18 protein-coding genes and 1 tRNA gene are annotated in these 22,215 nt (G+C 58.7%); 5 read left to right on the top strand and 14 right to left on the bottom strand.

Going from position 1 to position 22,215, the window contains the following annotated elements; translation table 11 throughout:
- Positions 1–291 precede the first annotated feature (291 nt).
- Positions 292–1,086, top strand: coding sequence for a MarR family transcriptional regulator (locus tag AC07W4_RS05520; RefSeq protein WP_495031852.1), 795 nt, complete (start codon positions 292–294; stop codon positions 1,084–1,086).
- A 1-nt stretch (position 1,087) separates the two neighbouring features.
- Positions 1,088–1,789: a hypothetical protein gene (locus AC07W4_RS05515; RefSeq protein ID WP_495031769.1), complete on the top strand. Its 702-nt coding sequence runs from the start codon at positions 1,088–1,090 to the stop codon at positions 1,787–1,789.
- A gap of 519 nt (positions 1,790–2,308) precedes the next feature.
- Here the strand turns inward: AC07W4_RS05515 and AC07W4_RS05510 are convergent.
- From AC07W4_RS05510 to rpsU, 6 genes are all read right to left on the bottom strand, one after another.
- On the bottom strand, positions 2,309–2,629 hold the full coding sequence (locus tag AC07W4_RS05510; protein ID WP_495031768.1) for a hypothetical protein: 321 nt from the start codon (positions 2,627–2,629) through the stop codon (positions 2,309–2,311).
- Positions 2,618–2,694: transfer RNA gene (locus tag AC07W4_RS05505), tRNA-Ile, on the bottom strand. The genes AC07W4_RS05510 and AC07W4_RS05505 overlap by 12 nt, the downstream gene beginning before the upstream one ends.
- A gap of 15 nt (positions 2,695–2,709) precedes the next feature.
- Positions 2,710–6,456 carry a bifunctional diguanylate cyclase/phosphodiesterase gene (locus AC07W4_RS05500; protein WP_495031767.1) on the bottom strand — a complete coding sequence of 1,249 codons (3,747 nt, stop codon included), beginning with the start codon at positions 6,454–6,456 and terminating at the stop codon, positions 2,710–2,712.
- Positions 6,457–6,580: 124 nt separating this feature from the next.
- Entirely contained in the window at positions 6,581–8,428 is a 1,848-nt protein-coding gene (gene rpoD / locus AC07W4_RS05495; RefSeq protein ID WP_008051596.1) for an RNA polymerase sigma factor RpoD, read from the bottom strand.
- Between the two features lie 67 nt (positions 8,429–8,495).
- Positions 8,496–10,463, bottom strand: a complete 1,968-nt coding sequence (gene dnaG / locus AC07W4_RS05490) for a DNA primase (protein WP_495031766.1) — start codon at positions 10,461–10,463, stop codon at positions 8,496–8,498.
- A gap of 481 nt (positions 10,464–10,944) precedes the next feature.
- Positions 10,945–11,160 (bottom strand): 30S ribosomal protein S21, encoded by a 216-nt coding sequence (gene rpsU / locus AC07W4_RS05485; protein WP_002551877.1) that lies wholly within the window; start codon positions 11,158–11,160, stop codon positions 10,945–10,947.
- Positions 11,161–11,359: 199 nt separating this feature from the next.
- On the opposite strand from rpsU, the gene tsaD reads away from it, so the two are divergent.
- Positions 11,360–12,385, top strand: a complete 1,026-nt coding sequence (gene tsaD / locus AC07W4_RS05480; protein WP_008051598.1) for a tRNA (adenosine(37)-N6)-threonylcarbamoyltransferase complex transferase subunit TsaD — start codon at positions 11,360–11,362, stop codon at positions 12,383–12,385.
- 23 nt (positions 12,386–12,408) lie between these two features.
- Here tsaD and plsY read toward each other — a convergent pair whose 3' ends face one another.
- Positions 12,409–12,978 carry a glycerol-3-phosphate 1-O-acyltransferase PlsY gene (gene plsY, locus AC07W4_RS05475; protein WP_008051600.1) on the bottom strand — a complete coding sequence of 190 codons (570 nt, stop codon included), beginning with the start codon at positions 12,976–12,978 and terminating at the stop codon, positions 12,409–12,411.
- 74 nt (positions 12,979–13,052) lie between these two features.
- Between plsY and folB the strand changes: the two genes are divergently transcribed.
- Positions 13,053–13,409 carry a dihydroneopterin aldolase gene (gene folB / locus AC07W4_RS05470; RefSeq protein WP_008051601.1) on the top strand — a complete coding sequence of 119 codons (357 nt, stop codon included), beginning with the start codon at positions 13,053–13,055 and terminating at the stop codon, positions 13,407–13,409.
- Entirely contained in the window at positions 13,400–13,918 is a 519-nt protein-coding gene (folK, locus tag AC07W4_RS05465; protein ID WP_008051603.1) for a 2-amino-4-hydroxy-6-hydroxymethyldihydropteridine diphosphokinase, read from the top strand. Before folB ends, folK begins: the two co-directional genes overlap by 10 nt.
- A 70-nt stretch (positions 13,919–13,988) precedes the next feature.
- Here the strand turns inward: folK and AC07W4_RS05460 are convergent, their stop codons facing one another.
- The 7 genes from AC07W4_RS05460 to apaG form a co-directional block, all read right to left on the bottom strand.
- The gene (locus AC07W4_RS05460) at positions 13,989–15,218 is read right to left on the bottom strand and encodes a multifunctional CCA addition/repair protein (RefSeq protein WP_495031765.1); all 1,230 of its coding nucleotides are present in this window, start codon (positions 15,216–15,218) and stop codon (positions 13,989–13,991) included.
- Between the two features lie 63 nt (positions 15,219–15,281).
- Positions 15,282–16,844 carry a SpoVR family protein gene (locus tag AC07W4_RS05455; RefSeq protein WP_495031764.1) on the bottom strand — a complete coding sequence of 521 codons (1,563 nt, stop codon included), beginning with the start codon at positions 16,842–16,844 and terminating at the stop codon, positions 15,282–15,284.
- Complete coding sequence (locus AC07W4_RS05450; RefSeq protein ID WP_008051610.1) at positions 16,841–18,112, bottom strand: YeaH/YhbH family protein; 1,272 nt, start codon at positions 18,110–18,112, stop codon at positions 16,841–16,843. Before AC07W4_RS05450 ends, AC07W4_RS05455 begins: the two co-directional genes overlap by 4 nt.
- A gap of 204 nt (positions 18,113–18,316) precedes the next feature.
- Positions 18,317–20,239, bottom strand: coding sequence for a PrkA family serine protein kinase (locus tag AC07W4_RS05445; protein WP_008051612.1), 1,923 nt, complete (start codon positions 20,237–20,239; stop codon positions 18,317–18,319).
- A gap of 297 nt (positions 20,240–20,536) precedes the next feature.
- Positions 20,537–20,866, bottom strand: a complete 330-nt coding sequence (glpE, locus tag AC07W4_RS05440; RefSeq protein WP_008051614.1) for a thiosulfate sulfurtransferase GlpE — start codon at positions 20,864–20,866, stop codon at positions 20,537–20,539.
- Between the two features lie 33 nt (positions 20,867–20,899).
- Positions 20,900–21,781, bottom strand: coding sequence for a symmetrical bis(5'-nucleosyl)-tetraphosphatase (locus AC07W4_RS05435; RefSeq protein ID WP_008051617.1), 882 nt, complete (start codon positions 21,779–21,781; stop codon positions 20,900–20,902).
- Entirely contained in the window at positions 21,781–22,161 is a 381-nt protein-coding gene (gene apaG / locus AC07W4_RS05430) for a Co2+/Mg2+ efflux facilitator ApaG/CorD (protein ID WP_008051619.1), read from the bottom strand. Before apaG ends, AC07W4_RS05435 begins: the two co-directional genes overlap by 1 nt.
- Positions 22,162–22,215 lie beyond the last annotated feature (54 nt).

Below are 22,215 nucleotides of genomic sequence, written 5' to 3'. Positions count from 1 at the left end.
CGGAGACTATCCCGTCAAAGAAAAGCGCAACAAGGCGGCAAAGTGCCCAAAAGCAAGATTCGGAGTTTGCCTACAAGGTCCTAAGGCGTCATCCGATATTTCGACACCTTAAGTAAACAAAACCAAACAATCAGGCAAAAAAGCCACATCTGAATGCGGCCTTTTAGTTTGACGTGTAAGCCCAGGTCGGTCGTACAGCCTCCATTGAGTACCAGCACAATAATCAGGGTGGTCGTAAAATGGCTTGACTGTAAAACTTTTCTTATGCGATAAGTGTCCACGTTTTATGGAATGTGGACAGTGGGGCTTTTTGAGTTCATGAAGAGTCAAGATATTTTGCTTCTTTTTAAAATGGCTAGCCTTCACGCGCAGGAGGAGAAGCTATTTGGAAGAATGGAATCGGAGTCAATGGCGGATTTATTTGAAACGCTACTGGAACCCAGTGTGAGTCCATCAATGGTGGCTGGCGATCCGGTGGGGCGCGCATTGGCTGCTCACAATCCAGACCCTGAAGACACAGTTTATCGCGTGCAGGAGCTTGATACCCCCATGGGTGATGCTGACAAGTGGGAGGGGTGGTCGGACGCGGTTCCGTCCCCCCAAGTGTCAAGCTGGATTGAAAGTTACTCCTTGCGTGCACTCTCGGCATCTCTTGGCCTGAGTAAAAGTGAGGTTTCGAACTCAATGGCACGGTGTCGTGAGGCGGGGTTGCTCACCAACGACTACGACACCTCTCTCCCGAAGGTGAACCGCCGAGAGCTCGTGAAAATCACGGAGCATGCCCTCAAATACTTTTACCCGGTAAAGCTAGGTGCAATTGTTCGCGGCATTCCCACCGGCTTTGCAGCGCCAGCGCTGTCCAAGAACCTCAAGAGCGCTGGTGGGCTCATTCCAGTTTGGCCTGATGCTTTTGGGAGTGAGCGCGGTCAGGCGATTGAGCCGCTCTACAAAACCGTTCCAGACGCGGTGAAGAAGGACAGGACGCTTTATCATTACTTGGCGCTCGTTGATGCGATCCGCGTTGGTGGACCGAGAGAGTGCGCAGTAGCGGTCAACATACTCAAGGCAGGGATGGGTCTGAAATAAGATGGCATCAAATGCTGACCACAATTACGAGCTGATCGAGTACGTGGCTGAAGGTCTGGGCAAAGATTTATTGGCTGAAGTTGCCTTTGTTGGTGGATGCACGACGGCAATGCTGGTGACCGACACCGCTGTCATGGATGACATCCGGTTTACTGATGACGTTGACTTGGTAATCGAGTTGGCTGGTGTAAGTGCCTGGCAACGCCTCACAGAGCGCCTGGCGGCCAAAAAATTCAAAATCACAGGGGAGGACGAGGTCAACTGTCGATTTCGTTTCAACGATGTCATCGTCGACGTGATGCCTTCAGATCCGGCTGTTCTCGGCTATGCGAACCGCTGGTTCGTGGAAGGGCTCGCTCAAGCTGTGAAGTTCGCGCTGCCCAGTGGTCTAGAGATACAGATCTTCAAGTCGACTTACTTTCTTGCTACGAAGCTGGAAGCCTTCAGTGGGCGCGGAGAAGGCGATCCTTATCACAAGGATGTCGAGGACATCGTTATCCTGATTGATGGACGTCCGGAGCTGTTGGAGGAGGTCCGAGGGGCGGAGACTGAATTGCTGCAGTTCATCGCCAAGGGAGTTGGCGACCTGTTTAGGCTCAGTGGTATCGACTATGCGATTCAAAGCTCAGGCTCGGTTCGGGCAAACCCCGCTCGTGGCAGGCTCATCCATCAGCGTATGAAGGATCTGAGCCTGCTCGCATGAGATACGAAATCAGATCGGTAAAAGGGCGAGCCCGGGAAGCCAACCATGATTGCGCTGGCGCGGTATTCGATGGCGTCAGGGGGTTGTTTGTTGTCGTGGATGGCACTTCGCAGCCAGGTAGTGGCCAGTTGGCTCATGGATTTGTGCAAGCAGTGATGGATGCCTACCAGGCCCTTATCAATCAGGGTGTTGAAGATTCTACTCATGGTGCCGTCGAGCAGTTGCTAAGGTCTGTGCTTACAGATTTACACCCCCCCCCTTTTTGCTAAGCAGACCGGTACAACAAGCTACTTGGTCGGTGTTGTTTCTCATGGGCAGCTCACCCTTGCATATGAGGGTGACTGCTCATGTGGCTTTGCCAGCGCGGAGGCTGGAATCGAGTGGTTCACACCGCCGCATTGCAAGGCGAACTGGAAGCGTGACCGATCACATCGGGAGCTGGCGCTTGATCCGGCCCGCAATCTGATTACCCGTTGCTATAGGGCCAACCGTTCCCCGGATCCAGATTTTGTTTTCCGTTCAGTGGCTGCAGGCGAGCGCCTGGTGTTCGCAACGGATGGCTTTTGGGCGGAGCTGACCGATGCTCGACAGGATGGCGTGCTTGCAGCTCCTGCCATTGAAATCACCGATGTAGACGATGATGTGACTTGGATTGATGTGAGGCTGTAAAACATGCGAGTTGGCCGGTTTTTCATTGGTGGCGCGCCAGCTGCGTACGAAGTGGGCCGAAGGGCTTGAAATGGGGCTGTAGTTATTCCAGCTGAAGAGTTCCAGTCGCTCCCACCGACCAGATACGAAAAAGCCGCGTAAAAACGCGGCTTTCTTGTTTGGTGGGCCCACACGGACTTGAACCGTGGACCAAAGGATTATGAGTCCTCTGCTCTAACCAACTGAGCTATAGGCCCTCAGTAGGTCGCGGATTATAACGACGGTTTCGCTGCTGTGCCATCCGAAAAAGCCATTACGGTTGTACGAAGAAACGTCGCGGCGAATTCGTCGGGGGGCAGGGGCAGGCTGACAATGTAGCCCTGGATTTGTTCGCAACCCTCGGCAGCGAGGAATTGCTGTTGCGCCAGGGTCTCGACCCCTTCGGCAATCACGGTGAATTGCATGCTGCGCCCGAGCGCGATGATGGCGCGTACGATCGCCGCATCGTGGGGATCGTCCGGCAGGCCGCGGACGAAGGACTGGTCGATCTTGAGGATGTCCAGCGGCAGGCGCTTGAGGTAACTCAGGGACGAGTAGCCGGTGCCGAAGTCGTCGATGGCCAGTTGCACGCCCAGTTGTTTGAGTTGATGCAGCACCGCCAGCGCTTCTTCTGCCTGGCTCATGATGAAGTTTTCGGTGATTTCCAGTTGCAGGAAACCGGGGTTGAGGCCGTTGTCCTTGAGTAACTGTTCGATGCGGCCCACCAGGTTGGGTTGGCGCAGTTGGGCGCCGGCCAGGTTGACCGACAGCGGGCCGGGACTTTCGTACAGCCGGTGCCATTCGGCCATCTGCCGGCAGGCGGTTTCCAGAACCCAGTCGCCGATTTGCAGGATCATGCCGTTTTCTTCAGCCAACGGGATGAAGTGTTCCCGCGGCACGTCGCCAAAGGTCGGATGACGCCAGCGGATCAGGGCTTCGGCGCCGACCAGGCTGTAGTCTTCGAGGCTGATTTTCGGTTGGTAGTACAGGTGCAATTCGTTGCGCTCGATGGCGCGGCGCAGTTCGTGTTCCAGCGCCACGCGTTCGCTGGCCTGGGCTGTGAGGTCGCGGGTGTAGCTTTCGACACGGTTGCGGCCCTTGGCCTTGGAGCGGTACATCGCGGCGTCGGCGTTCTTGATCAGTGTGGCAACGTCACAGCCATCCTTCGGATAGAGGCTGGTGCCGATGCTGGCACTGATGAAGAACTCGTGTTCGCCGGCCTGGAACGGCGCGGCGAAACAATTGAGCAGTTTGGTGGCGATGTGGTCGGCATCGCTGGATTGTTGCAGGCCCGGCAGCAGGATAATGAACTCGTCACCCCCCAGGCGCGCCACGGTGTCGATGTCACGCAGCTGCTCCTTGAGGCGCACGGCAATGCCCTTGAGCAACAGGTCGCCGACCGGGTGGCCGAGGCTGTCGTTGATGTGCTTGAAGCGGTCGAGGTCGAGGAACAGCACCGCGCCCTGGCCGCCGTTTTCCTGCTGGCTGTTAAGCGCCGTCAGCAGGCGGCTTTCGAACAGTGTGCGGTTCGGCAGGCCGGTCAGCGGGTCGTGGTGCGCCTGGTAGTCGAGTTTGGCCTGGGCGTGCTTGAGGCTGGAAATGTCGGCGAACACCGCGACAAAGTGGGTGATGAACTTCTCGCGGTTGCGCACGGCACTGATGGTCAACCAGCTGGGGTACAGCTCGCCATTCTTGCGCCGGTTGGAAATTTCACCTTGCCAGTGGCCTTCGGCGGTCAATTGGTGCCACATGGCGGCGTAGAACGCGCTGTCATGCAGGCCCGAGGCGAGCAGGCGTGGCGTGTGGCCCAGGGCTTCGCTTTCACTGTAACCAGTGATTTCGCTGAATGCACGGTTGACCGCGCTGATGTGCTGTTGGGTATCGGTGATCAGCACGCCTTCGGCGGTGCTTTCGAACACGGTGGCGGCCTGTTGCAGTTTTTCCTGCATCAGGTGCCGCTCGGTGATGTCCCGGGCGATGGTCAACATGCAGTCCTCATCGCCAATCGGCAGCGGACGGCTGGATACTTCACAGAGGCGGATCTGCCCGTCGCTGCGGCGGATATGGCAGCTGAAGTCACGGACAAAGCCGTCGCGGTGCAGCAGGTCGAGCATTTGCTTGCGTTCATTGAGGTTGACCCAGATCCCCAGGTCCAGCGCCGAACGATCCACCGACATGGCGCTGTTGAACCCGGTGATGCGGCTGAAACCCTCGTTGACCTCCAACAGCAAGCCATCGCTTTGGCGCGACAGCAGCAAACCGTCGGGGGAGGCGTGGAAGGCCTTGGCGAATTTCTCTTCAGACGTTTGCAGCTGTTGCTGGGTTTCTTTGAGTGGAGTGATGTCCCGCACCACGACCACCAGCGCCGGTGTCATGTCGAGGTCGAACGGTTCGGCGGAGATCAGGCCGGTAAACACCTGGCCGTTGCTGCGACGAAAGGGCATTTCCAGGTTGCGGATGCTGCCGGCCTGCAAACGTTGCAGCAGGCCCGGCCCGACACCGGGAATTCCCCAGATGTTCAGGTTGGTGGCGGTCTGGCCAATGACGTCCTCGGCCTTGAGGCCGATCTGTTCTTCGAACGCTTCGTTGACTTCAAGCAGGCAACCGTCGCTCAGGCGGGCGATCACCAGAATGTCCGGGCACTGCTGGAACACGGAAGCGAATTTCTGTTCCGACAGACGCAACGCTTCTTCGGTGCGCTTGGCGTCGGTGATGTCGATCATCAAACCGCGCAACACCGGTTCATGCCCGTGTTCAATCAGGCTGACGATGTCGCGCACCCAAAGGCAACGGCCGTCGGCGGTGATTACTCGGTAATCAAGGCGGTGGTCGCGCCCTGCCAGCACTTCGTGGTCGCAGAAGGTCTGGGCGCGGGTCAGATCGGCGGGGTGAATGATGTTGCGCCAGAAGCCCGGAATCAGCCAGTGGGACAGGGGATAACCGAGAAGGTCTTCGGCGTGGGGCGATACATAGCTGTAGGTGAAGTCCGTGACTTTTGCTTCCCAGGCGATGGCCGACAGGCTCTCCACCAGGCCACGGTAGTGGTATTCGCTGCTGCGCAGTTCCTGTTCAAGGTCGACTCGGCGGGCGATTTCCGAGCTCAAGCGGCGGTTGATGCGGATAACCACCGCCAGTACGACAGTCAGCAGCAGCAATCCGGGCAGGCCATACACCAGCAGGTCACTCCAGAAAGTTCGATGATCGAGGACGTTGCCGACCCAATGCCCCTGGATGGCACTGATTTCAGCGGGGCTCATGTCCGCCAGGACTTTGTCGAGAATGCCGACCAGCATTTTGTTGTTGCGGGGCACACCCATGGCCAGTTGATAGCGATAGGGCGTTTCACCGCTGACATACAACCCATCGAGCTTGAGTTGGCGCAGGCTCCAGACGCTTGAAGCCAAATCGCCTACCACGGCGTCCACTTCGTCTGTGGCCAGCGCCTGCAGCGCCGAACTGATGTTGGGCATCGCCACCAGATTCAAGTCGGGATGGTGGCTGCGCAGCAGTTCGTGGGGGGCGTAGTTTTCCACCACGGCGATTTTCAGGCCGTACAGTTCTTTCAGGTTATGTGGCTGGGGGCCCCCGACATGGGCCAGGATGACAATCGGAAAATCCAGATAGGGACGGGTGAATGACAGGTATTTCTGGCGTTCCGGGGTCGACATGATGCCCGGCAGCAGGTCCAGCTTGCCCTTTTTGGCCTGCTCCAGGACGGCGGTCCAGCTCACCGGCTCGATGGGCGTGAGTCGGGTTGCCAGCCTTTTGCGGATGACCTCGATGTAATCCGCGGCAAGGCCCTGGTAGCGGCCCTCATCGTCACGAAACTCGAAGGGTGGCCACGACGCATCGACACCCAGGCGCAATTCCGGGTGAGCCGCCAGCCAGCTACGTTCTTCGTCGGTTAGAGTCAGCGCGCCAGCCGTTGCGGTCCAGGTCATCAGCGACAGCAAAAAAAGCACGGTCGGCAGTCTGGGCATAACGGTCTCGTTATGGCTCTGGGGATTGTTTCGAGTGTAGACGGGCTACGGGGCGGAGGGGGAGGTGCGTAGATATTAATCTGCCATAAAACAAAACCCCCGGCCTGGGCCGGGGGTTTTGGTATCACTCGTCGAGGAAGGAGCGCAGATGCTCGCTTCTCGTCGGGTGGCGCAGCTTGCGCAGCGCCTTGGCTTCGATCTGACGAATCCGCTCACGGGTCACGTCGAACTGCTTACCAACCTCTTCGAGGGTGTGGTCGGTATTCATGTCGATACCGAAGCGCATGCGCAGTACCTTGGCTTCACGGGCAGTTAGGCCGGACAGCACTTCGCGAGTCGCTTCTTTAAGGCTCTCAACGGTTGCAACATCGATTGGCGACTGCATGGTCGAGTCTTCGATGAAGTCACCCAGATGGGAGTCTTCGTCATCACCGATCGGGGTTTCCATGGAGATCGGCTCTTTAGCGATCTTCAATACCTTGCGGATCTTGTCCTCAGGCATTTCCATGCGTTCGCCCAGCTCTTCCGGGGTCGGTTCGCGACCCATTTCCTGCAGCATCTGGCGGGAAATGCGGTTGAGCTTGTTGATCGTCTCGATCATGTGCACCGGAATACGGATGGTGCGGGCCTGGTCGGCGATCGAGCGAGTGATCGCCTGACGGATCCACCAGGTGGCATAAGTCGAGAACTTGTAGCCGCGACGGTATTCGAACTTGTCTACCGCTTTCATCAAGCCGATGTTGCCTTCCTGGATCAGATCGAGGAATTGCAGGCCACGGTTGGTGTACTTCTTGGCGATCGAGATCACCAGACGCAAGTTGGCTTCAACCATCTCTTTCTTCGCGCGGCGGGCCTTGGCCTCACCGATCGACATGCGACGGTTGATGTCCTTGATTTCAGCGATGGTCAAACCGGTTTCGGTTTCCAGCGCGGTCAGCTTCTGCTGGCAACGGATGATGTCCGGCTGCAGGCGACCAATGGCTTCAGCATATTTGCCTTTGCCTTTGGCCAGGGCGTCACTCCAGCTTTCGTCGACTTCGTTGCCCGGGAACTGGCGCAGGAAGTCGGCACGCGGCATGCGTGCATCACGAACGCAGAGCTGCATGATTGCGCGCTCTTGCTGACGCAGGCGATCCAGGGCACTGCGAACACGCTCGACCAGGCCTTCGAATTGCTTCGGCACCAGTTTGATCGGCATGAACAGCTCGGCCAGGGCCAACAGCTCGGCAATCGCTGCCTTGTTGTTGCGACCGTGCTTTTTCAGGGCCTTGCGGGTGATTTCCATCTGATCGGCCACAGCGCCAAAGCGCTGTGCGGCGATGATCGGATCCGGACCGCTTTCGGCTTCTTCTTCGTCATCCGAAGCTTCGGCGTCATCGTCGTCGGTATCGTCATCCGCTTTCACGGCTTTCGGATCGATCGGCGGTGGCACTTCGGCGGCAGGCGGCGCAATGCCGTCGTCCGGGTCGATGTAACCGCTCAGGACGTCGGACAGGCGACCACCTTCGGAGGTGACGCGGGTGTACTCGGAGAGGATATGGTCAACCGTGCCAGGGAAGTGCGCGATTGCGCTCATCACTTCACGGATGCCCTCTTCAATACGCTTGGCGATTTCGATTTCGCCTTCACGTGTGAGGAGCTCTACCGTACCCATTTCGCGCATGTACATGCGCACCGGGTCGGTGGTGCGACCAATGTCGGTCTCGACCGCAGCCAACGCTGCAGCGGCCTCTTCGGCTGCGGCTTCGTCGGTATCGGCGTCGGCCAGCATAAGGGAATCCTTATCTGGCGCAACCTCGAATACGTTGATCCCCATGTCATTGATCATGCGGATGATGTCTTCCACCTGTTCCGGATCTGAAATATCCTCCGGCAGGTGGTCGTTGACCTCCGCGTAAGTCAGGTAGCCCTGCTCACGACCAAGTGTGATCAACTCTTTGATACGAGACTGCTGTTGCGCTTTTCCGGACATAACACCCTATCCACTGAAGGTCTTGGCGGGCAAAAAACAAGCCGAGGATTATACCTGAGCTATGACCTCACGCGCCAGTTGAGGTCGGGTTTGATGCGGAAACATTGCGACTCAAGAGGTCGCGCAGTTGATTTTTCTCTTCGCTGGACAATTCGCTTTGACGCGCTTTTCGCAGAAGTTGTTCCAGATTTCGCTCGCGTTGGCGGGCTGACAAGCTAGTAATGGTGTCGAAAAACTGTTGTTCAAGGTTATCTCCATCAATCAGCCATTCCTTTTCCGCCAGGGCCTTGAGCAAGCGGCCTTGTTCTGTGCCGTGCCAACGCGCAATCAGTTGAATTGAGTTTAGCTTGGGATTCTTCTGCACAGCTTCGAGCAGCGCCACCAGCAATTGCGTGTTGGTGTGATCCTCGGCGGCGAAGTGGCCGGCATCCTCGACTTTTTCGGCCAGTTGCGGGTGGTGCAGCAACGTGCGCAAGGCGGCGAGGGTCGGTGGTTCTACGGCGGCGGGGACCCGTGGTGCGCGGGGTTGATCGCGATCACCGCCTCGTTTGCCATTCTTGTCCCACGGTTTCTTGTCCCATTTCTTGCCTCCTGCACCGGGTTTCTTCGGCGTCCATTCCTGTTGCGGCACATACATTTCCTGTGCCTGCGGCTGATGATAGTCGCTGTAATCGGGCATCGCGTCGTAATCGATGCCCGGGTCGTAGGCCGGTGGCGCTTCTTGCGGGGCGCTTTGTGCCAGCTGGCTCATCGCTTCGCCGCTCAGGCCGGTGATTTCGCTCAGGCGTTGACGCATCAGGGTGCGCAGGTTGGCGCCCGGGACTTTGTCGATCAGCGGCGCGGCGAGGGTGGCCATGTGGGCCTTGCCTTCAAGCGACCGCGGGTCGGCTTCTTCCGTCAGTTGCTGGAAGAAGTAATCGGCCAGTGGCTGCGCGTGCTGGTTGATCCTTGCGCGGAAGGCATCGGTGCCCTCGGAGCGGACCAGGGTGTCCGGGTCCTCGCCTTCGGGCAGGAACAGAAAGCGTGCGCGACGACCGTCCTGCAGGCTCGAAAGTGTCGCCTCCAGTGCTCGCCATGCCGCATTGCGGCCGGCCTGGTCGCCGTCGAAGCAGAACAGCACGCTGGGCACGACGCGAAACAGCCGCTTGAGGTGTTCTTCGCTGGTGGCGGTGCCCAGGGTCGCGACGGCATTGCGCAGGCCTTGCTGGGCCAGGGCAATGACGTCCATGTAACCCTCGACGACGATGATCTCGTCGAGGTTGCGGTTGGTCTTGCGCGCTTCGTACAGGCCGTAGAGTTCCTGGCCTTTATGGAAAACCGGGGTTTCCGGGGAGTTCAGGTATTTCGGTTTGTCGTCGCCCAATACCCGGCCGCCGAAGGCGATGACGCGACCGCGACTGTCGCGGATCGGAAACATCACGCGGTCGCGGAAGCGGTCGTAGCGTTTACCGCTTTCGGCGTTTTCGATCAGCAGGCCGGCATCGATCATGGCTTTTTGTTGCAGGGTATCGCTGCTCAAGTGCTTGAACAGGTTGTCCCAGCCGGGCGGGGCAAAGCCCAGGCCGAAGTCCCGGGCGATTTCGCCGGTCAGCCCGCGACCTTTGAGGTATTCCACGGCGGCCTTGCGCGATGGATGGCTTTTGAGGGCCTGGCGATAGAAGTCGGCAGCGGCGCTTAGTAGCGGATATAGCGGCGAATCGGTCGGCTGTCGCGGTTTATGCGGCCGGCCGCTTTCTTCCCGGGGGATTTCCATGCCGGCGGCTTTGGCCAGTTCTTCGACAGCCTGGACGAAATCCAGGTTGTCGTGGTCCATGATGAAGCCGAGGGCGTTGCCGCCAGCGCCGCAGCCGAAGCAGTAATAGAACTGCTTGTCGGGGCTGACGCTGAACGACGGAGTCTTTTCCTTGTGGAACGGGCAGCAGGCGGTGTGGTTCTTGCCGGCCTTTTTCAATTGCAGGCGCGAGCTGACCACGTCGACGATGTCGGTGCGGTTCAGAAGGTCGTCAATGAAGCTCTGGGGAATTAGCCCGGCCATGGCGTTCTCGTCATCTGCGCTGAAAGGGGTCCGTAACGTACGGCGACCGAACGGCGGTCATTGTTTGAGGCGCGCAAAGTGTGCGGCTCGACCAGTGTCGTCTGCGTAATCGTTCTCGGGAAGTGTATCTGCCGAAAATCCGCTGACGTTAATGCCAATCAGTATTCGACTGTTTGAATGTGTTGCGCTGAATCCGCTGCGGCCAATCACAGGCCCCGGATAGCTCATCATTTGGCACGCAAGCAGGTGCCTTGGGCTGATCGTCGTGAGAGGAATCAGTGGGTGTGCTCGTCAGTAGCCTTGAAAGGCTCGTCAGAAAAGACGTGCACCGCTGGCAAAAGAGCCAGGTCTGACGCGGTGAAGCAGATTTGTCTCGGTCGCGTCTGCGGCTTTGACAGTGAAGCATCAAGCGTTTTACGCAAATGCCATAAGCCCGGCTGAGGGCCGGGCTTGGCAGAAGCTTGCTACGATCGTCTGTGTATTAGTACAGACGAACGGCGCGGCGCTGTTCGCGCTGAACTTTCTTGGCGTGACGCTTAACAGCGGCTGCTGCTTTGCGCTTACGCTCAGAAGTTGGCTTCTCGTAAAATTCGCGGCTACGAACTTCAGCCAGTACACCGGCTTTTTCGCAGGAGCGCTTGAAACGACGCAGAGCTACGTCGAAGGGTTCGTTCTCTTTTACTTTGACGGCTGGCATCCAGAGCTACCTTCATTCATTACCGGGGTCAACATCCTCGCGGCAAAAGAGCACTTGAAGACGTCGGTTTTTAAGGGTTGCGGATGTTAACCCCTCATCGCTCGGAATGCAAAGCCTCTGATCGAAAACCGCTGGTCGGGGCATCACGCGACGACTATTATGCGCGCCTTCGAATTCAGCCTACACAAGGCGCAAACCCATGCTAGTACTGGGATTAGAAACCTCCTGCGACGAAACCGGTGTCGCATTGTATGACAGTGAACGCGGCCTGCTGGCCGACGCGCTGTTCAGTCAGATCGACCTGCACCGAGCCTATGGTGGCGTGGTGCCGGAGCTGGCTTCGCGCGATCACGTCAAACGCATGCTGCCCTTGATTCGTCAGGTGTTGGCCGAGGCCGACTGCGTGCCGACCGAGATCGATGCGATCGCCTACACCGCGGGTCCTGGCCTGGTCGGTGCGTTGTTGGTAGGGGCTTCCTGTGCTCAGGCGCTGGCCTTTGCCTGGGGCATTCCGGCCCTCGGCGTGCATCACATGGAAGGCCATTTGCTGGCGCCGATGCTGGAGTCGCAACCGCCGGAATTTCCGTTCGTCGCTTTGTTGGTGTCGGGTGGTCATACGCAACTGGTTCAGGTCGACGGAATCGGTCAGTACACGCTCCTGGGCGAGACCCTGGATGACGCTGCCGGCGAAGCCTTCGACAAGACGGCCAAGATGATGGGCCTCAATTATCCGGGTGGGCCTGAGATTGCTCGCCTTGCAGAACAGGGCGTTGCAGGACGTTTCGTCTTCCCGCGTCCGATGTGCGACCGCCCGGGCCTGGACTTCAGCTTCAGTGGCCTGAAAACCTTTGCGTTGAACACCTGGCAACAGTGCGTCAGCACCGGGGACGACGGCGAGCAAGCCCGTTGCGACATCTCGCTGGCGTTCCAGCAGGCCGTGGTGGAGACTTTGACCATCAAGTGCAAGCGTGCCCTGAAGGCCGCGGGCATGAAGCGCCTGGTGATCGCTGGAGGCGTCAGTGCCAACAAGGCGTTGCGCACTTCCCTGGAAAAAATGCTCGGTGACATGAAGGGCGATGTATTTTATGCCCGTGCGCAGTTCTGCACCGATAACGGCGCGATGATCGCCTTTGCCGGCTGCCAGCGTTTGCAGGCCGGTCAGCAGGAAAGCCTGGCAATCAGCGTGCAGGCGCGTTGGCCGATGGAGCAGTTGACCGCATTGTGATGAGCGATGCTCATGTCCGGCCTTTAAAAATGCCGTTCGCGCCCGGCAAACAGGTCGCGTAGATTGCCACGATGACGCCAGACGATCAGCCCTGTGAGCGCGCTCATGGGCAGCAGGGCGGCCGGTTCTTGCCAGGCCAGCAACGGCAAGGTCAACGGTGTGGCGATGAGGGCCGCCAGGGAGCTGGTGCGGGTCAGGTAGAACGTCAAGAGCCAGGCGCAGACCGCCAGAAGGGCTGCAGGCGGGTATAGCCCCAGCAACATGCCGGCAGCGGTGGCGACACCCTTGCCGCCGCGAAAGCGAAAGTACAATGGAAACAGATGGCCGATGACGGCATAGACGCCGATCCAGGCCTGTTCCTGCTGCGAAAGGCCCGCAAGACGCGCAATCAGTACCGGCAGCAGGCCTTTGCAAAGGTCGCCGAGCAGGGTCAGGATGGCGAGTTTCTTGCCGGCCAGGCGCAACATGTTGGTGGCACCGGCATTGCCCGAGCCACTCATTCGCGGATCGGGGTTACCGGTCAGGCGGCTGAGCAAAATGGCAAAGGACAGAGAGCCGAGCAGGTAGGCGAGGATCGCCAATAACCAAAACATGCTAACTATTCCGGGCGAGGAAGCCCTGATTCTAACGGCGCATTGCGCCCTTGTCGTGTAGCGGAGAGAAGTGCTTGGACAGAGTGTTTATCGAGGGCCTGGAAGTCGACACGGTGATAGGTGCCTACGACTGGGAACGGGGCATCCGACAGTGCTTGCGTCTTGATCTGAGCTTTGCCTGGGATAATCGCCCGGCCGCGGCCGGTGATGACCTGACCCTGGCGCTCGACTACGCCAGTGTTTCCTCGCGCATCCAGGCGTTTGCCGAGCAGGCGCAATTCCAGCTGGTGGAAACCTTTGCCGAGCGCCTGGTTGAAGTGCTGATGAGCGAATTCAAGATCACCTGGATGCGCCTGAAGCTGACCAAGCCCGGCGCCGTCCCGGCTGCCACCGGCGGTGTGGGCGTGGAGATCGAGCGCGGATGTCGCTGACTCAGGTGTACCTCGGGCTCGGTAGCAATATCGAGCGTGAAACCCATTTGCGGGCGGGGCTCGATGCTTTGGCGGCGTTCCTGGTCGATATCCGCTGTTCGGCGGTGTTCGAAAGCCAGCCGGTGGGCATCAAGAGCGGGCCGTTCTTCAATTTCGTGGTGTCGGCGTATACCGATCTGCCGCTGATTGAGCTTGATCGTCGTCTGAAGTTCATCGAGGCGGATAACGGTCGTTACGCACCGGATCGCCGAGGTTTACCACTGGATATCGACGTGTTGTTGTTCGGTGACCTGGTGGGCAATTTCGATGGCCTGATCTTGCCACGGGCAGAAATTCTGAAAAATGCGTTTGTTCTGTGGCCGTTGTCGTTGATAGCGCCTGATCGCGTGCACCCGGGCGTAGGTAAAAGTTTCGCCACATTGTGGGCCGAATCGCAGATCGATCAGGTGCTGGCGCCGGTGGCGTTTGAGTGGCGTGGCGAGCAATTGACGCCTTCAGATTTGCTGTGATCTGACTGACGCCTTCGCGAGCAAGCCCGCTCCCACGGAACCGTGGGAGCGGGCTTGCTCGCGAAGCTTTTCAGGTAGACACCGCTTCCTTGTAAGCCTTCAGTGCCTTTAGCCGCTCGCGCTTGATCGCCTCCCCCAGCTCCGGTCCCTTGAACCCCTTTTCCAGCAACGGCTGAACCGCCACGCTGCGAGCCGCGGTTGCCGCGCCGCGCAAATAATCCGCCTGTGGATAACTTCTTTCCTCCAGCCCTTTGCGTCCGCGCGCATCCATCTCGCATGCGGCAATGAACTCCTCGAACCGCTGTGGCCGACGGTAAATGTCGAAGCTTTGCAGCAATTCCAGCAATGTCGATGGCTTCAGCTCAAGGGCACGATGCCCGTGGGTGTGATACTCGCCCACCAGCAGCGCCAGTTCCTGGCAGTCCCTCGGTACCTTGAAGCGTTCATTGACCGCTTTGATCAGCTTCAGCCCTTTGAACTCGTGGGCAATGTGTCGCGGCCATTCTTCCTCTGGCGTCAGGCCCTTGCCCAGGTCGTGCAACAGGCACGCCCAGCGCACGGTCAGCGGCTGTTTGTGCAACGCCGCTTGCTGCAGCACGCTCAGGGTATGTGTGCCTGTATCGATTTCCGGGTGGTGGGCGGGTGGTTGCGGTACGCCAAACAGCGCGTCGACCTCGGGCATCAGCACCTTGAGTGCGCCGCATGCGCGTAGAACCTCGACAAACACCTGTGGCTGATCTTCCATCAGGGCGCGGGAAATTTCCTTCCAGCTGCGCTCGGGAGTCAGCGCCTCAAGTTCACCTGACTCGCTGAGTTGACGCATCAGTTCCAGGGTTTCCGGGGCGACGGTAAAACCCAGCGTCGCGTAGCGCGCCGCGAAGCGGGCAACACGCAGGACCCGGAGCGGATCTTCGGCAAATGCCGGGGAAACATGGCGAAGCAGGCGGGCTTCGAGATCGCGCTGACCGTGATACGGGTCGGTCAGGTTCTGTTGATCGTCTTCGGCCATGGCATTGATGGTCAGGTCGCGACGGATCAGGTCTTCTTCGAGGGTGACTTCAGGGCTGGCGTGAAAAGTGAACCCGCCGTAACCGCGTCCGCTCTTGCGCTCGGTGCGGGCGAGGGCGTATTCCTCGCCGCTTTTTGGATGAAGGAACACCGGGAAATCCGCGCCCACCGGGCGAAAGCCCTTGGCGAGCATTTCTTCGGTGGTGGCGCCGACCACGACCCAGTCGATATCGGTAACCGGTTTGCCCAGCAGGCGATCACGTACCGCGCCGCCGACTTTATAAATACGCATAAAAAACCTCCGTTAGCTCGACAGGATAACCGTTGCATCGAGCTTTCGGAGGCACAAACCGGATCAAAGATGGATGACGGCCAGGTCCAGGCGGCCGTAATCACCTTCGCCGTGCTCGCTTTTTGGCGGCACATGGTGGGTTTTCATGACCTGATCGCCTTGCAGGGTTTCCAGGTGAATGTCGAAGCCCCAGAGGCGGTGCAGGTGTTTGAGCACTTCTTCAGTCGAGTCCCCCAGCGGTTTGCGGTCGTGCTGCTGGTGGCGCAGGGTCAGGGAGCGGTCGCCGCGGCGGTCGATGCTGTAGATCTGCACGTTGGGCTCGCGATTGCCCAGGTTGTACTGTGCCGCGAGGGTTTCACGGATGGTGCGGTAGCCTCCTTCGTCGTGAATGGCGGGCACCAGCAGGTCGTCCTTCTGGTCGTCGTCGAGAATGCTGAACAGCTTCAGGTCGCGGATCACCTTGGGCGACAGGTACTGCAGGATGAAGCTCTCATCCTTGAAGCTGCTCATGGCGAACTTGATGGCTGCCAGCCAGTCGGTACCGGCGATGTCAGGGAACCAGCGGCGATCTTCTTCCGTAGGCTCTTCGCACATGCGACGGATGTCGCGGTACATGGCAAACCCCAAGGCGTAGGGGTTGATGCCACTGTAGTAAGGGCTATCGAAACCAGGCTGGAACACCACGCTGGTGTGGGACGTCAGGAACTCCATCATGAAGCCGTCGGTGACCAGGCCCTCGTCGTACAGGTCGTTCATCAGGGTGTAGTGCCAGAACGTGGCCCAACCCTCGTTCATCACCTGGGTCTGACGCTGTGGATAAAAATACTGGGCGATCTTGCGCACGATACGCACGATTTCCCGCTGCCATGGTTCCAGCAGCGGCGCGTGTTTTTCGATGAAGTACAGGATGTTTTCCTGGGGTTCGGCGGGGAAGCGTGCGTTGTCCTTGTCGCTGTACTTGTCCGCGCCCTTGGGAATGGTGCGCCACAGATCGTTGATCTGTTTCTGTAAATGCTCTTCCCGATCCTTTTGCCGGCGACGTTCTTCTTCCGCAGAGATCGGATAAGGGCGTTTGTAGCGGTCGACCCCATAGTTCATCAGCGCATGGCAGGAGTCGAGCAGGTCCTCGACCGCGTCGATACCGTGGCGTTCTTCACACTGCATGATGTACTGCTTGGCAAACACCAGATAATCGATGATCGAACTGGCGTCAGTCCAGGTGCGGAACAGGTAGTTGCCTTTGAAAAAGCTGTTGTGCCCGTAGCATGCATGGGCCACCACCAGCGCCTGCATGCAGATGGTGTTTTCTTCCATCAGGTAGGCGATGCAGGGGTCGGAGTTGATCACTATCTCGTAGGCCAGCCCCATCTGGCCACGGGTGTAGGACTTTTCGGTGCTGAGGAAGTGCTTGCCGTAGGACCAGTGGTGATAACCCAGCGGCATACCGACCGAGGCGTAGGCGTCCATCATCTGTTCGGCGGTGATCACTTCGATCTGGTTGGGATACGTATCGAGTGCGTAACCGGCCGCAATACGACTGATTTCGCGGTCGTAGGCCTGGATCAGCTCGAACGTCCATTCGGAGCCGGTGGAAATGGGTTGGCGTTTCTGCTCTTTGGCGGTCATGTCACTAACCTGCGCTGGAAGAGTTCACGGAAGACCGGATAGATATCGCCGGCCGAGACCAGTTGTTGCTGGGCAAATGTGTCGGAAAAGGCTTCGGCGATGCGCTCGTACTCGAACCACAGGGCCTGGTGTTCGCGCGGGGTGATCTCAACGTAAGTGTAGTACTGCACGAATGGCATGATCTGGTTGATCAGGATGTCGCGGCAGATAGGGGAGTCGTCGTTCCAGTTGTCACCATCGGAGGCCTGGGCGGCGTAGATGTTCCACTCGTTGCTCGGATAGCGCTCGGCCATGATCTCCTGCATCAGTTTCAGGGCGCTGGAAACGATGGTGCCGCCGGTTTCCCGGGAGTAGAAAAACTCCTCTTCATCCACTTCGCGGGCGCTGGTGTGGTGGCGGATGAACACGACGTCGATCTTTTCGTAGTTACGCTTGAGAAACAGGTACAGCAGGATAAAGAAGCGCTTGGCGATGTCCTTGGTCGCCTGGGTCATCGAGCCGGACACGTCCATCAGGCAGAACATCACGGCCTTGGAACTGGGGTTGGGTTGTTTGATGAGCAGGTTGTACTTGAGGTCGAACGTGTCGAGAAACGGCACGCGGTGGATGCGCGCGCTGAGTTTTTCGATTTCCGCTTCGATTTCCTGAATATCGCCGAAGTTGTCTGGTTCTTCCTGCTTGAGTCGCAGAAGTTCTTCCTTGGCTTCGCGCAGCTTTGCCCGGCTGCTGCCGGACAGGGCGATACGCCGGGCGTGAGCCGAACGCAGGGTGCGGATGATGTTGATCCGCGACGGGTTACCCTCGTTGCTGATCCCGGCGCGCACGGTCTTGAAGGTGTCGGTGCCGGTTAGGTTACGCTTGACCAGATTGGGCAGTTCGAGGTCTTCGAACATGAACTCGAGGAACTCTTCCTGGGTGATCTGGAAGACGAATTCGTCCATCCCTTCGCCGGAATTGCCGGCCTTGCCGGGACCCCGGCCGCCACCGCCTCCCGGTGGACGGGCGATATGTTCGCCGCTGGTGAACTCCTTGTTGCCCGGGTGCACGACCGTCTGCTTGCCACCGCGACCGTGATGAAGCACCGGCTCGTCGATGTCGCGGCCGGGAATGCTGATTTGTTCGCCGTGTTCCATATCGGTAATGGAGCGCCGGCTGACCGCCTCTTCGACAGCCTTCTTGATGTGATCACGGTAGCGCCGCAGAAATCGCTGGCGGTTCACCGTGCTCTTGTTCTTGCCATTGAGACGTCGGTCGATCACATAGCTCATGACTGCTCCTTAGAAGCTGTCCTGAAAGGGGCGAGCGGTGATGCAGCATAGGACCGAGAGCCAAGGGATGTACGACGCTCCCCCAAGCGCTGTGGATGCTGCTTGAACTCGCTACCGACTTTCGAACACCTTCCAGAGGCTTGTGTAACAGAAAATGCATACACAGGCCTCTGGCTGACGACAACCGGTCTGACCGGCAGCGGGTTATTGTGATTTTCTGACCCGCAGGTACCACTCGGACAGCAGTCGTACCTGTTTGTCGGTGTAGCCCCGCTCGACCATCCGTGTGACGAAGTCGTTGTGTTTCTGCTGGTCCTCTTTGCTGGCCTTGGCATTGAAGCTGATGACTGGCAGCAGGTCCTCGGTGTTGGAGAACATTTTCTTCTCGATGACCACCCGCAGTTTTTCGTAGCTGAGCCAGGTCGGGTTCTTGCCGTTGTTGTTGGCTCGGGCACGCAGTACGAAGTTGACGATTTCGTTGCGGAAATCCTTCGGATTGCTGATGCCGGCCGGTTTTTCGATTTTCTCCAGTTCTTCGTTCAGCGCTACACGGTTGAGGATCTCGCCGGTTTCCGGGTCGCGGTATTCCTGGTCCTGGATCCAGAAGTCGGCGTACAGCACGTAACGATCGAAGATGTTCTGGCCGTACTCGCTGTAGGACTCGAGGTAGGCGGTCTGGATCTCCTTGCCGATGAATTCGATGTAGCGCGGTGCCAGGTACTCCTTGAGGAAGCGCAGATAGCGTTCGCGGGTCTCGGCCTGGAACTGTTCCTGCTCGATCTGTTGTTCCAGCACGTAGAGCAGGTGTACCGGGTTGGCGGCGATTTCGTGCGGATCGAAGTTGAACACCTTCGACAGGATCTTGAACGCAAAACGGGTCGACAGACCGTTCATGCCTTCGTCGACACCGGCGTTGTCCCGGTATTCCTGGATCGACTTGGCTTTCGGATCGGTGTCCTTGAGGTTCTCGCCGTCATACACGCGCATCTTCGAGTAGATATTGGAGTTTTCCGGCTCCTTGAGGCGCGAGAGCACGGTGAACTGGGCCAGCATCTTCAGGGTATCCGGCGCGCAATGGGCCTTGGCCAGCGAACTGTTGAACAGCAGCTTGTCGTAGATCTTCACTTCGTCACTGACCCGCAGGCAGTACGGCACTTTGACGATATAGATCCGGTCGATGAAGGCTTCGTTGTTCTTGTTGTTGCGGAAGGTGTGCCACTCCGATTCGTTGGAGTGCGCCAGCAGGATCCCGGTGAACGGAATCGCGCCGAGGCCTTCGGTACTGTTGTAGTTGCCTTCCTGGGTAGCGGTCAGCAGTGGGTGTAGCACCTTGATCGGTGCCTTGAACATTTCGACGAATTCCATAAGGCCCTGGTTGGACCGGCACAGTGCGCCCGAGTAGCTGTATGCATCAGCGTCGTTCTGCGGGAACTCCTCCAGTTTGCGGATATCGACCTTGCCCACCAGCGCCGAGATGTCCTGGTTGTTTTCGTCGCCAGGTTCGGTCTTGGCCACGGCGATCTGGTTGAGGATCGACGGGTAGAGTTTCACCACGCGGAATTGACTGATGTCGCCGCCGAATTCGGCCAGGCGCTTGGTGGCCCATGGCGACATGATGGTGTTTAGGTAGCGCCGTGGAATGCCGAAGTCTTCCTCCAGGATCGCTCCATCTTCAGTGGAGTTGAACAGACCCAGGGGCGACTCGAAAACCGGCGAGCCCTTGATGGCATAGAAGGGCACTTTTTCCATCAATTGCTTGAGCTTCTCGGCCAGGGACGATTTACCGCCACCGACTGGGCCGAGCAGGTAAAGGATCTGTTTCTTCTCTTCCAGGCCCTGCGCGGCATGGCGGAAATACGACACGATCTGGTCGATGCATTCTTCCATCCCGTGGAAGTCTTCAAAGGCCGGATAGCGGCGGATGACCTTGTTGGAGAAGATGCGCGACAGTCTCGAGTTGGTCGAGGTGTCGAGCAGTTCCGGTTCACCGATGGCCAGCAGCAGACGCTCGGCGGCGGAAACGTAGGCGCTACGGTCTTTTTTGCACAGTTCAAGATACTCCTGCAGAGAGAGTTCTTCCTGGCGTGTGGACTCGAAGCGTTGTTGGAAGTGGCTAAAGATACTCATGACGTCACCTCGCTCGATACGTGGAGCCGACGCCGGATCACTCAGTCGATGCTGGCAGCAACCGAACAGGCGATTGCTGTTTACCCCCCAGAACTCTCCCGGAGCTGACTACTCCGAAAGCTACTCCCGATGACCCGTGCGCCGGTGTACCGGCTCTCCCCTGTTTTGGATGGCCTGGGCTTAAGGATAGTTGGGAATTCGGGAGGTAAAGGCGAGATACGTAATTAGTTGTGGCAGACCGTTCGTCTGCCACCGCGCCAGCCCGCGGGAGCCGGGGCCTGCAACGTTACAAAAAAATTATTCAGTGGTGCCTTGCGCCGTTTCCGCAGGATACGTCGTACGCCACAACTCGAATCCGCCATCCATGCTGTAGACGTCTGAGAAGCCCTGGCTGATCAGGTAGGCGGCCGCGCCCTGGCTGGAATTGCCGTGATAACAGACCACCACGGTCGGTGCGTCGAGGTCTGCACCCTGGATGAATGCGTGCAGGGAATGGTTGTCCAGATGCTTCGAGCCTGCAATGTGCAGGGCGGCAAAAGTGGCCGGGTCGCGGACGTCGACCACCACTGCGCCTTGTTCGCGCAGGGCCTGGGCCTGTTCCGGGGGGATACGTTTGAATTCGCTCATGGCGGGCTCCTGTGGCTCGGCTGAATGGGCAGTCTAGCGCGGGGCGCTGGCTGGCGATGTTTGGGGGATGGATGAGGCGACTGGCGGCACGGCATGACCGTGTTCGTCGCATTTGCAGGACAGGCGTTCAAGGCTGTCGACGTTCATCAGGGTCAGGGCGCCGCCCCAGACACAACCTGTATCGAGGGCCGAAATACCTGGCTCTTCGACGTTGCCCTCCAGTGCTGCCCAGTGACCGAAGATGATCTTCAGGTCCTTGGTCTTGCGGTGCTGGTGCTGGAACCAGGGCTTGTAGCCTGCTGGTGCGGTACCGAGACCTTCCTTGCTCTTGAGGTCGAGTTTGCCTTCGGCGGTGCAAAAACGCATGCGGGTGAAATAGTTGGTGATCACCCGCAGGCGCGTCACGCCCTTGAGGTCATTGTCCCATTTCGCCGGATCGTTGCCGTACATGCCATCGAGGTAGGGCGGCAGCAGGTTGTCGTCACGCAAGGCGGTCTCGACTTCGGCAGCACACTTCAAGGCTTTGCGCAGCGACCACTGGGGTGGAATGCCGGCATGGACCAGTGCCATGTTGCGCTGTTCGTCGTAGTGCATGAGCTTTTGCTGGCGCAGCCATTCGAGCAGTTCGGCGCTATCGGGCGCGTCAATGATCTCGTGCAGGGTATCGGCCTTCTTCAGGCGTTCGATGTTGCGTCCGGCCGCCAGCAGGTGCAGGTCGTGGTTGCCGAGCACGCACACCAGCGATTCGCGGATGCTATAGAGGAAGCGCAGGGTTTCCAGCGACTGCGGGCCGCGGTTGACCAGGTCGCCCACCAGCCACAGGCGATCCCGTTGAGGGTCGAACGCCACTTGTTTGAGCAGGCATTGCAGGGCTTGAAGACAGCCTTGCAAGTCACCGACAGCGTACGTTGCCATCAGTGCAGGGCTCCGGGCACCGCCAGGCGGAAGGGCGCGATGATGGCATCGAAGTGTTTGCCGTCGTCGGACAGCATCTGATAGGTGCCTTGCATGGTGCCGACCTTGGTGGTCATGACCGTGCCGCTGCTGTAGGTGTGGCTCTTGCCGGGTTCGATCAACGGCTGCTGGCCCACCACGCCTGGGCCGCGCACTTCTTCGACATGCCCGTCACCATCGGTGATGACCCAGTGCCGTGAAAGCAGTTTGGCGGGCATTTCGCCATTGTTTTGCACGGTGATGGTGTAGGCGAAGGCAAAGCGGTCGTGCTCGGGTTGCGATTGTTCTGCCAGATAGCGGGTGACGACGCTGACGTCGACCTGATAACGAGGATCGGACATGCAAGGGGCCTTAAAAACGAAGCGGGACGCGGGGCGTAGCTGTTGGGGTTCAGT

The sequence above is a fragment of the Pseudomonas sp. GW821-FHT02A08 genome, from assembly GCF_059422045.1.
Note: the sequence above shows the minus strand (reverse complement) of the source record. Positions and strands in the feature narration are given on the sequence as shown.

Excerpts from the sequence above, each read along its gene's own strand:
- AC07W4_RS05515 (WP_495031769.1), top strand. The coding sequence starts at position 1,088 with ATGGCATCAAATGCTGACCACAATTACGAGCTGATCGAGTACGTGGCT.
- dnaG (WP_495031766.1), bottom strand. The coding sequence starts at position 10,463 with ATGGCCGGGCTAATTCCCCAGAGCTTCATTGACGACCTTCTGAACCGC.
- AC07W4_RS05500 (WP_495031767.1), bottom strand. The coding sequence starts at position 6,456 with ATGCCCAGACTGCCGACCGTGCTTTTTTTGCTGTCGCTGATGACCTGG.
- apaG (WP_008051619.1), bottom strand. The coding sequence starts at position 22,161 with ATGTCCGATCCTCGTTATCAGGTCGACGTCAGCGTCGTCACCCGCTAT.
- AC07W4_RS05445 (WP_008051612.1), bottom strand. The coding sequence starts at position 20,239 with ATGAGTATCTTTAGCCACTTCCAACAACGCTTCGAGTCCACACGCCAG.
- tsaD (WP_008051598.1), top strand. The coding sequence starts at position 11,360 with ATGCTAGTACTGGGATTAGAAACCTCCTGCGACGAAACCGGTGTCGCA.
- rpsU (WP_002551877.1), bottom strand. The coding sequence starts at position 11,160 with ATGCCAGCCGTCAAAGTAAAAGAGAACGAACCCTTCGACGTAGCTCTG.
- AC07W4_RS05455 (WP_495031764.1), bottom strand. The coding sequence starts at position 16,844 with ATGACCGCCAAAGAGCAGAAACGCCAACCCATTTCCACCGGCTCCGAA.
- AC07W4_RS05520 (WP_495031852.1), top strand. The coding sequence starts at position 292 with ATGTGGACAGTGGGGCTTTTTGAGTTCATGAAGAGTCAAGATATTTTG.
- plsY (WP_008051600.1), bottom strand. The coding sequence starts at position 12,978 with ATGTTTTGGTTATTGGCGATCCTCGCCTACCTGCTCGGCTCTCTGTCC.
- AC07W4_RS05460 (WP_495031765.1), bottom strand. The coding sequence starts at position 15,218 with ATGCGTATTTATAAAGTCGGCGGCGCGGTACGTGATCGCCTGCTGGGC.
- rpoD (WP_008051596.1), bottom strand. The coding sequence starts at position 8,428 with ATGTCCGGAAAAGCGCAACAGCAGTCTCGTATCAAAGAGTTGATCACA.
- folK (WP_008051603.1), top strand. The coding sequence starts at position 13,400 with ATGTCGCTGACTCAGGTGTACCTCGGGCTCGGTAGCAATATCGAGCGT.
- glpE (WP_008051614.1), bottom strand. The coding sequence starts at position 20,866 with ATGAGCGAATTCAAACGTATCCCCCCGGAACAGGCCCAGGCCCTGCGC.
- AC07W4_RS05435 (WP_008051617.1), bottom strand. The coding sequence starts at position 21,781 with ATGGCAACGTACGCTGTCGGTGACTTGCAAGGCTGTCTTCAAGCCCTG.
- AC07W4_RS05450 (WP_008051610.1), bottom strand. The coding sequence starts at position 18,112 with ATGAGCTATGTGATCGACCGACGTCTCAATGGCAAGAACAAGAGCACG.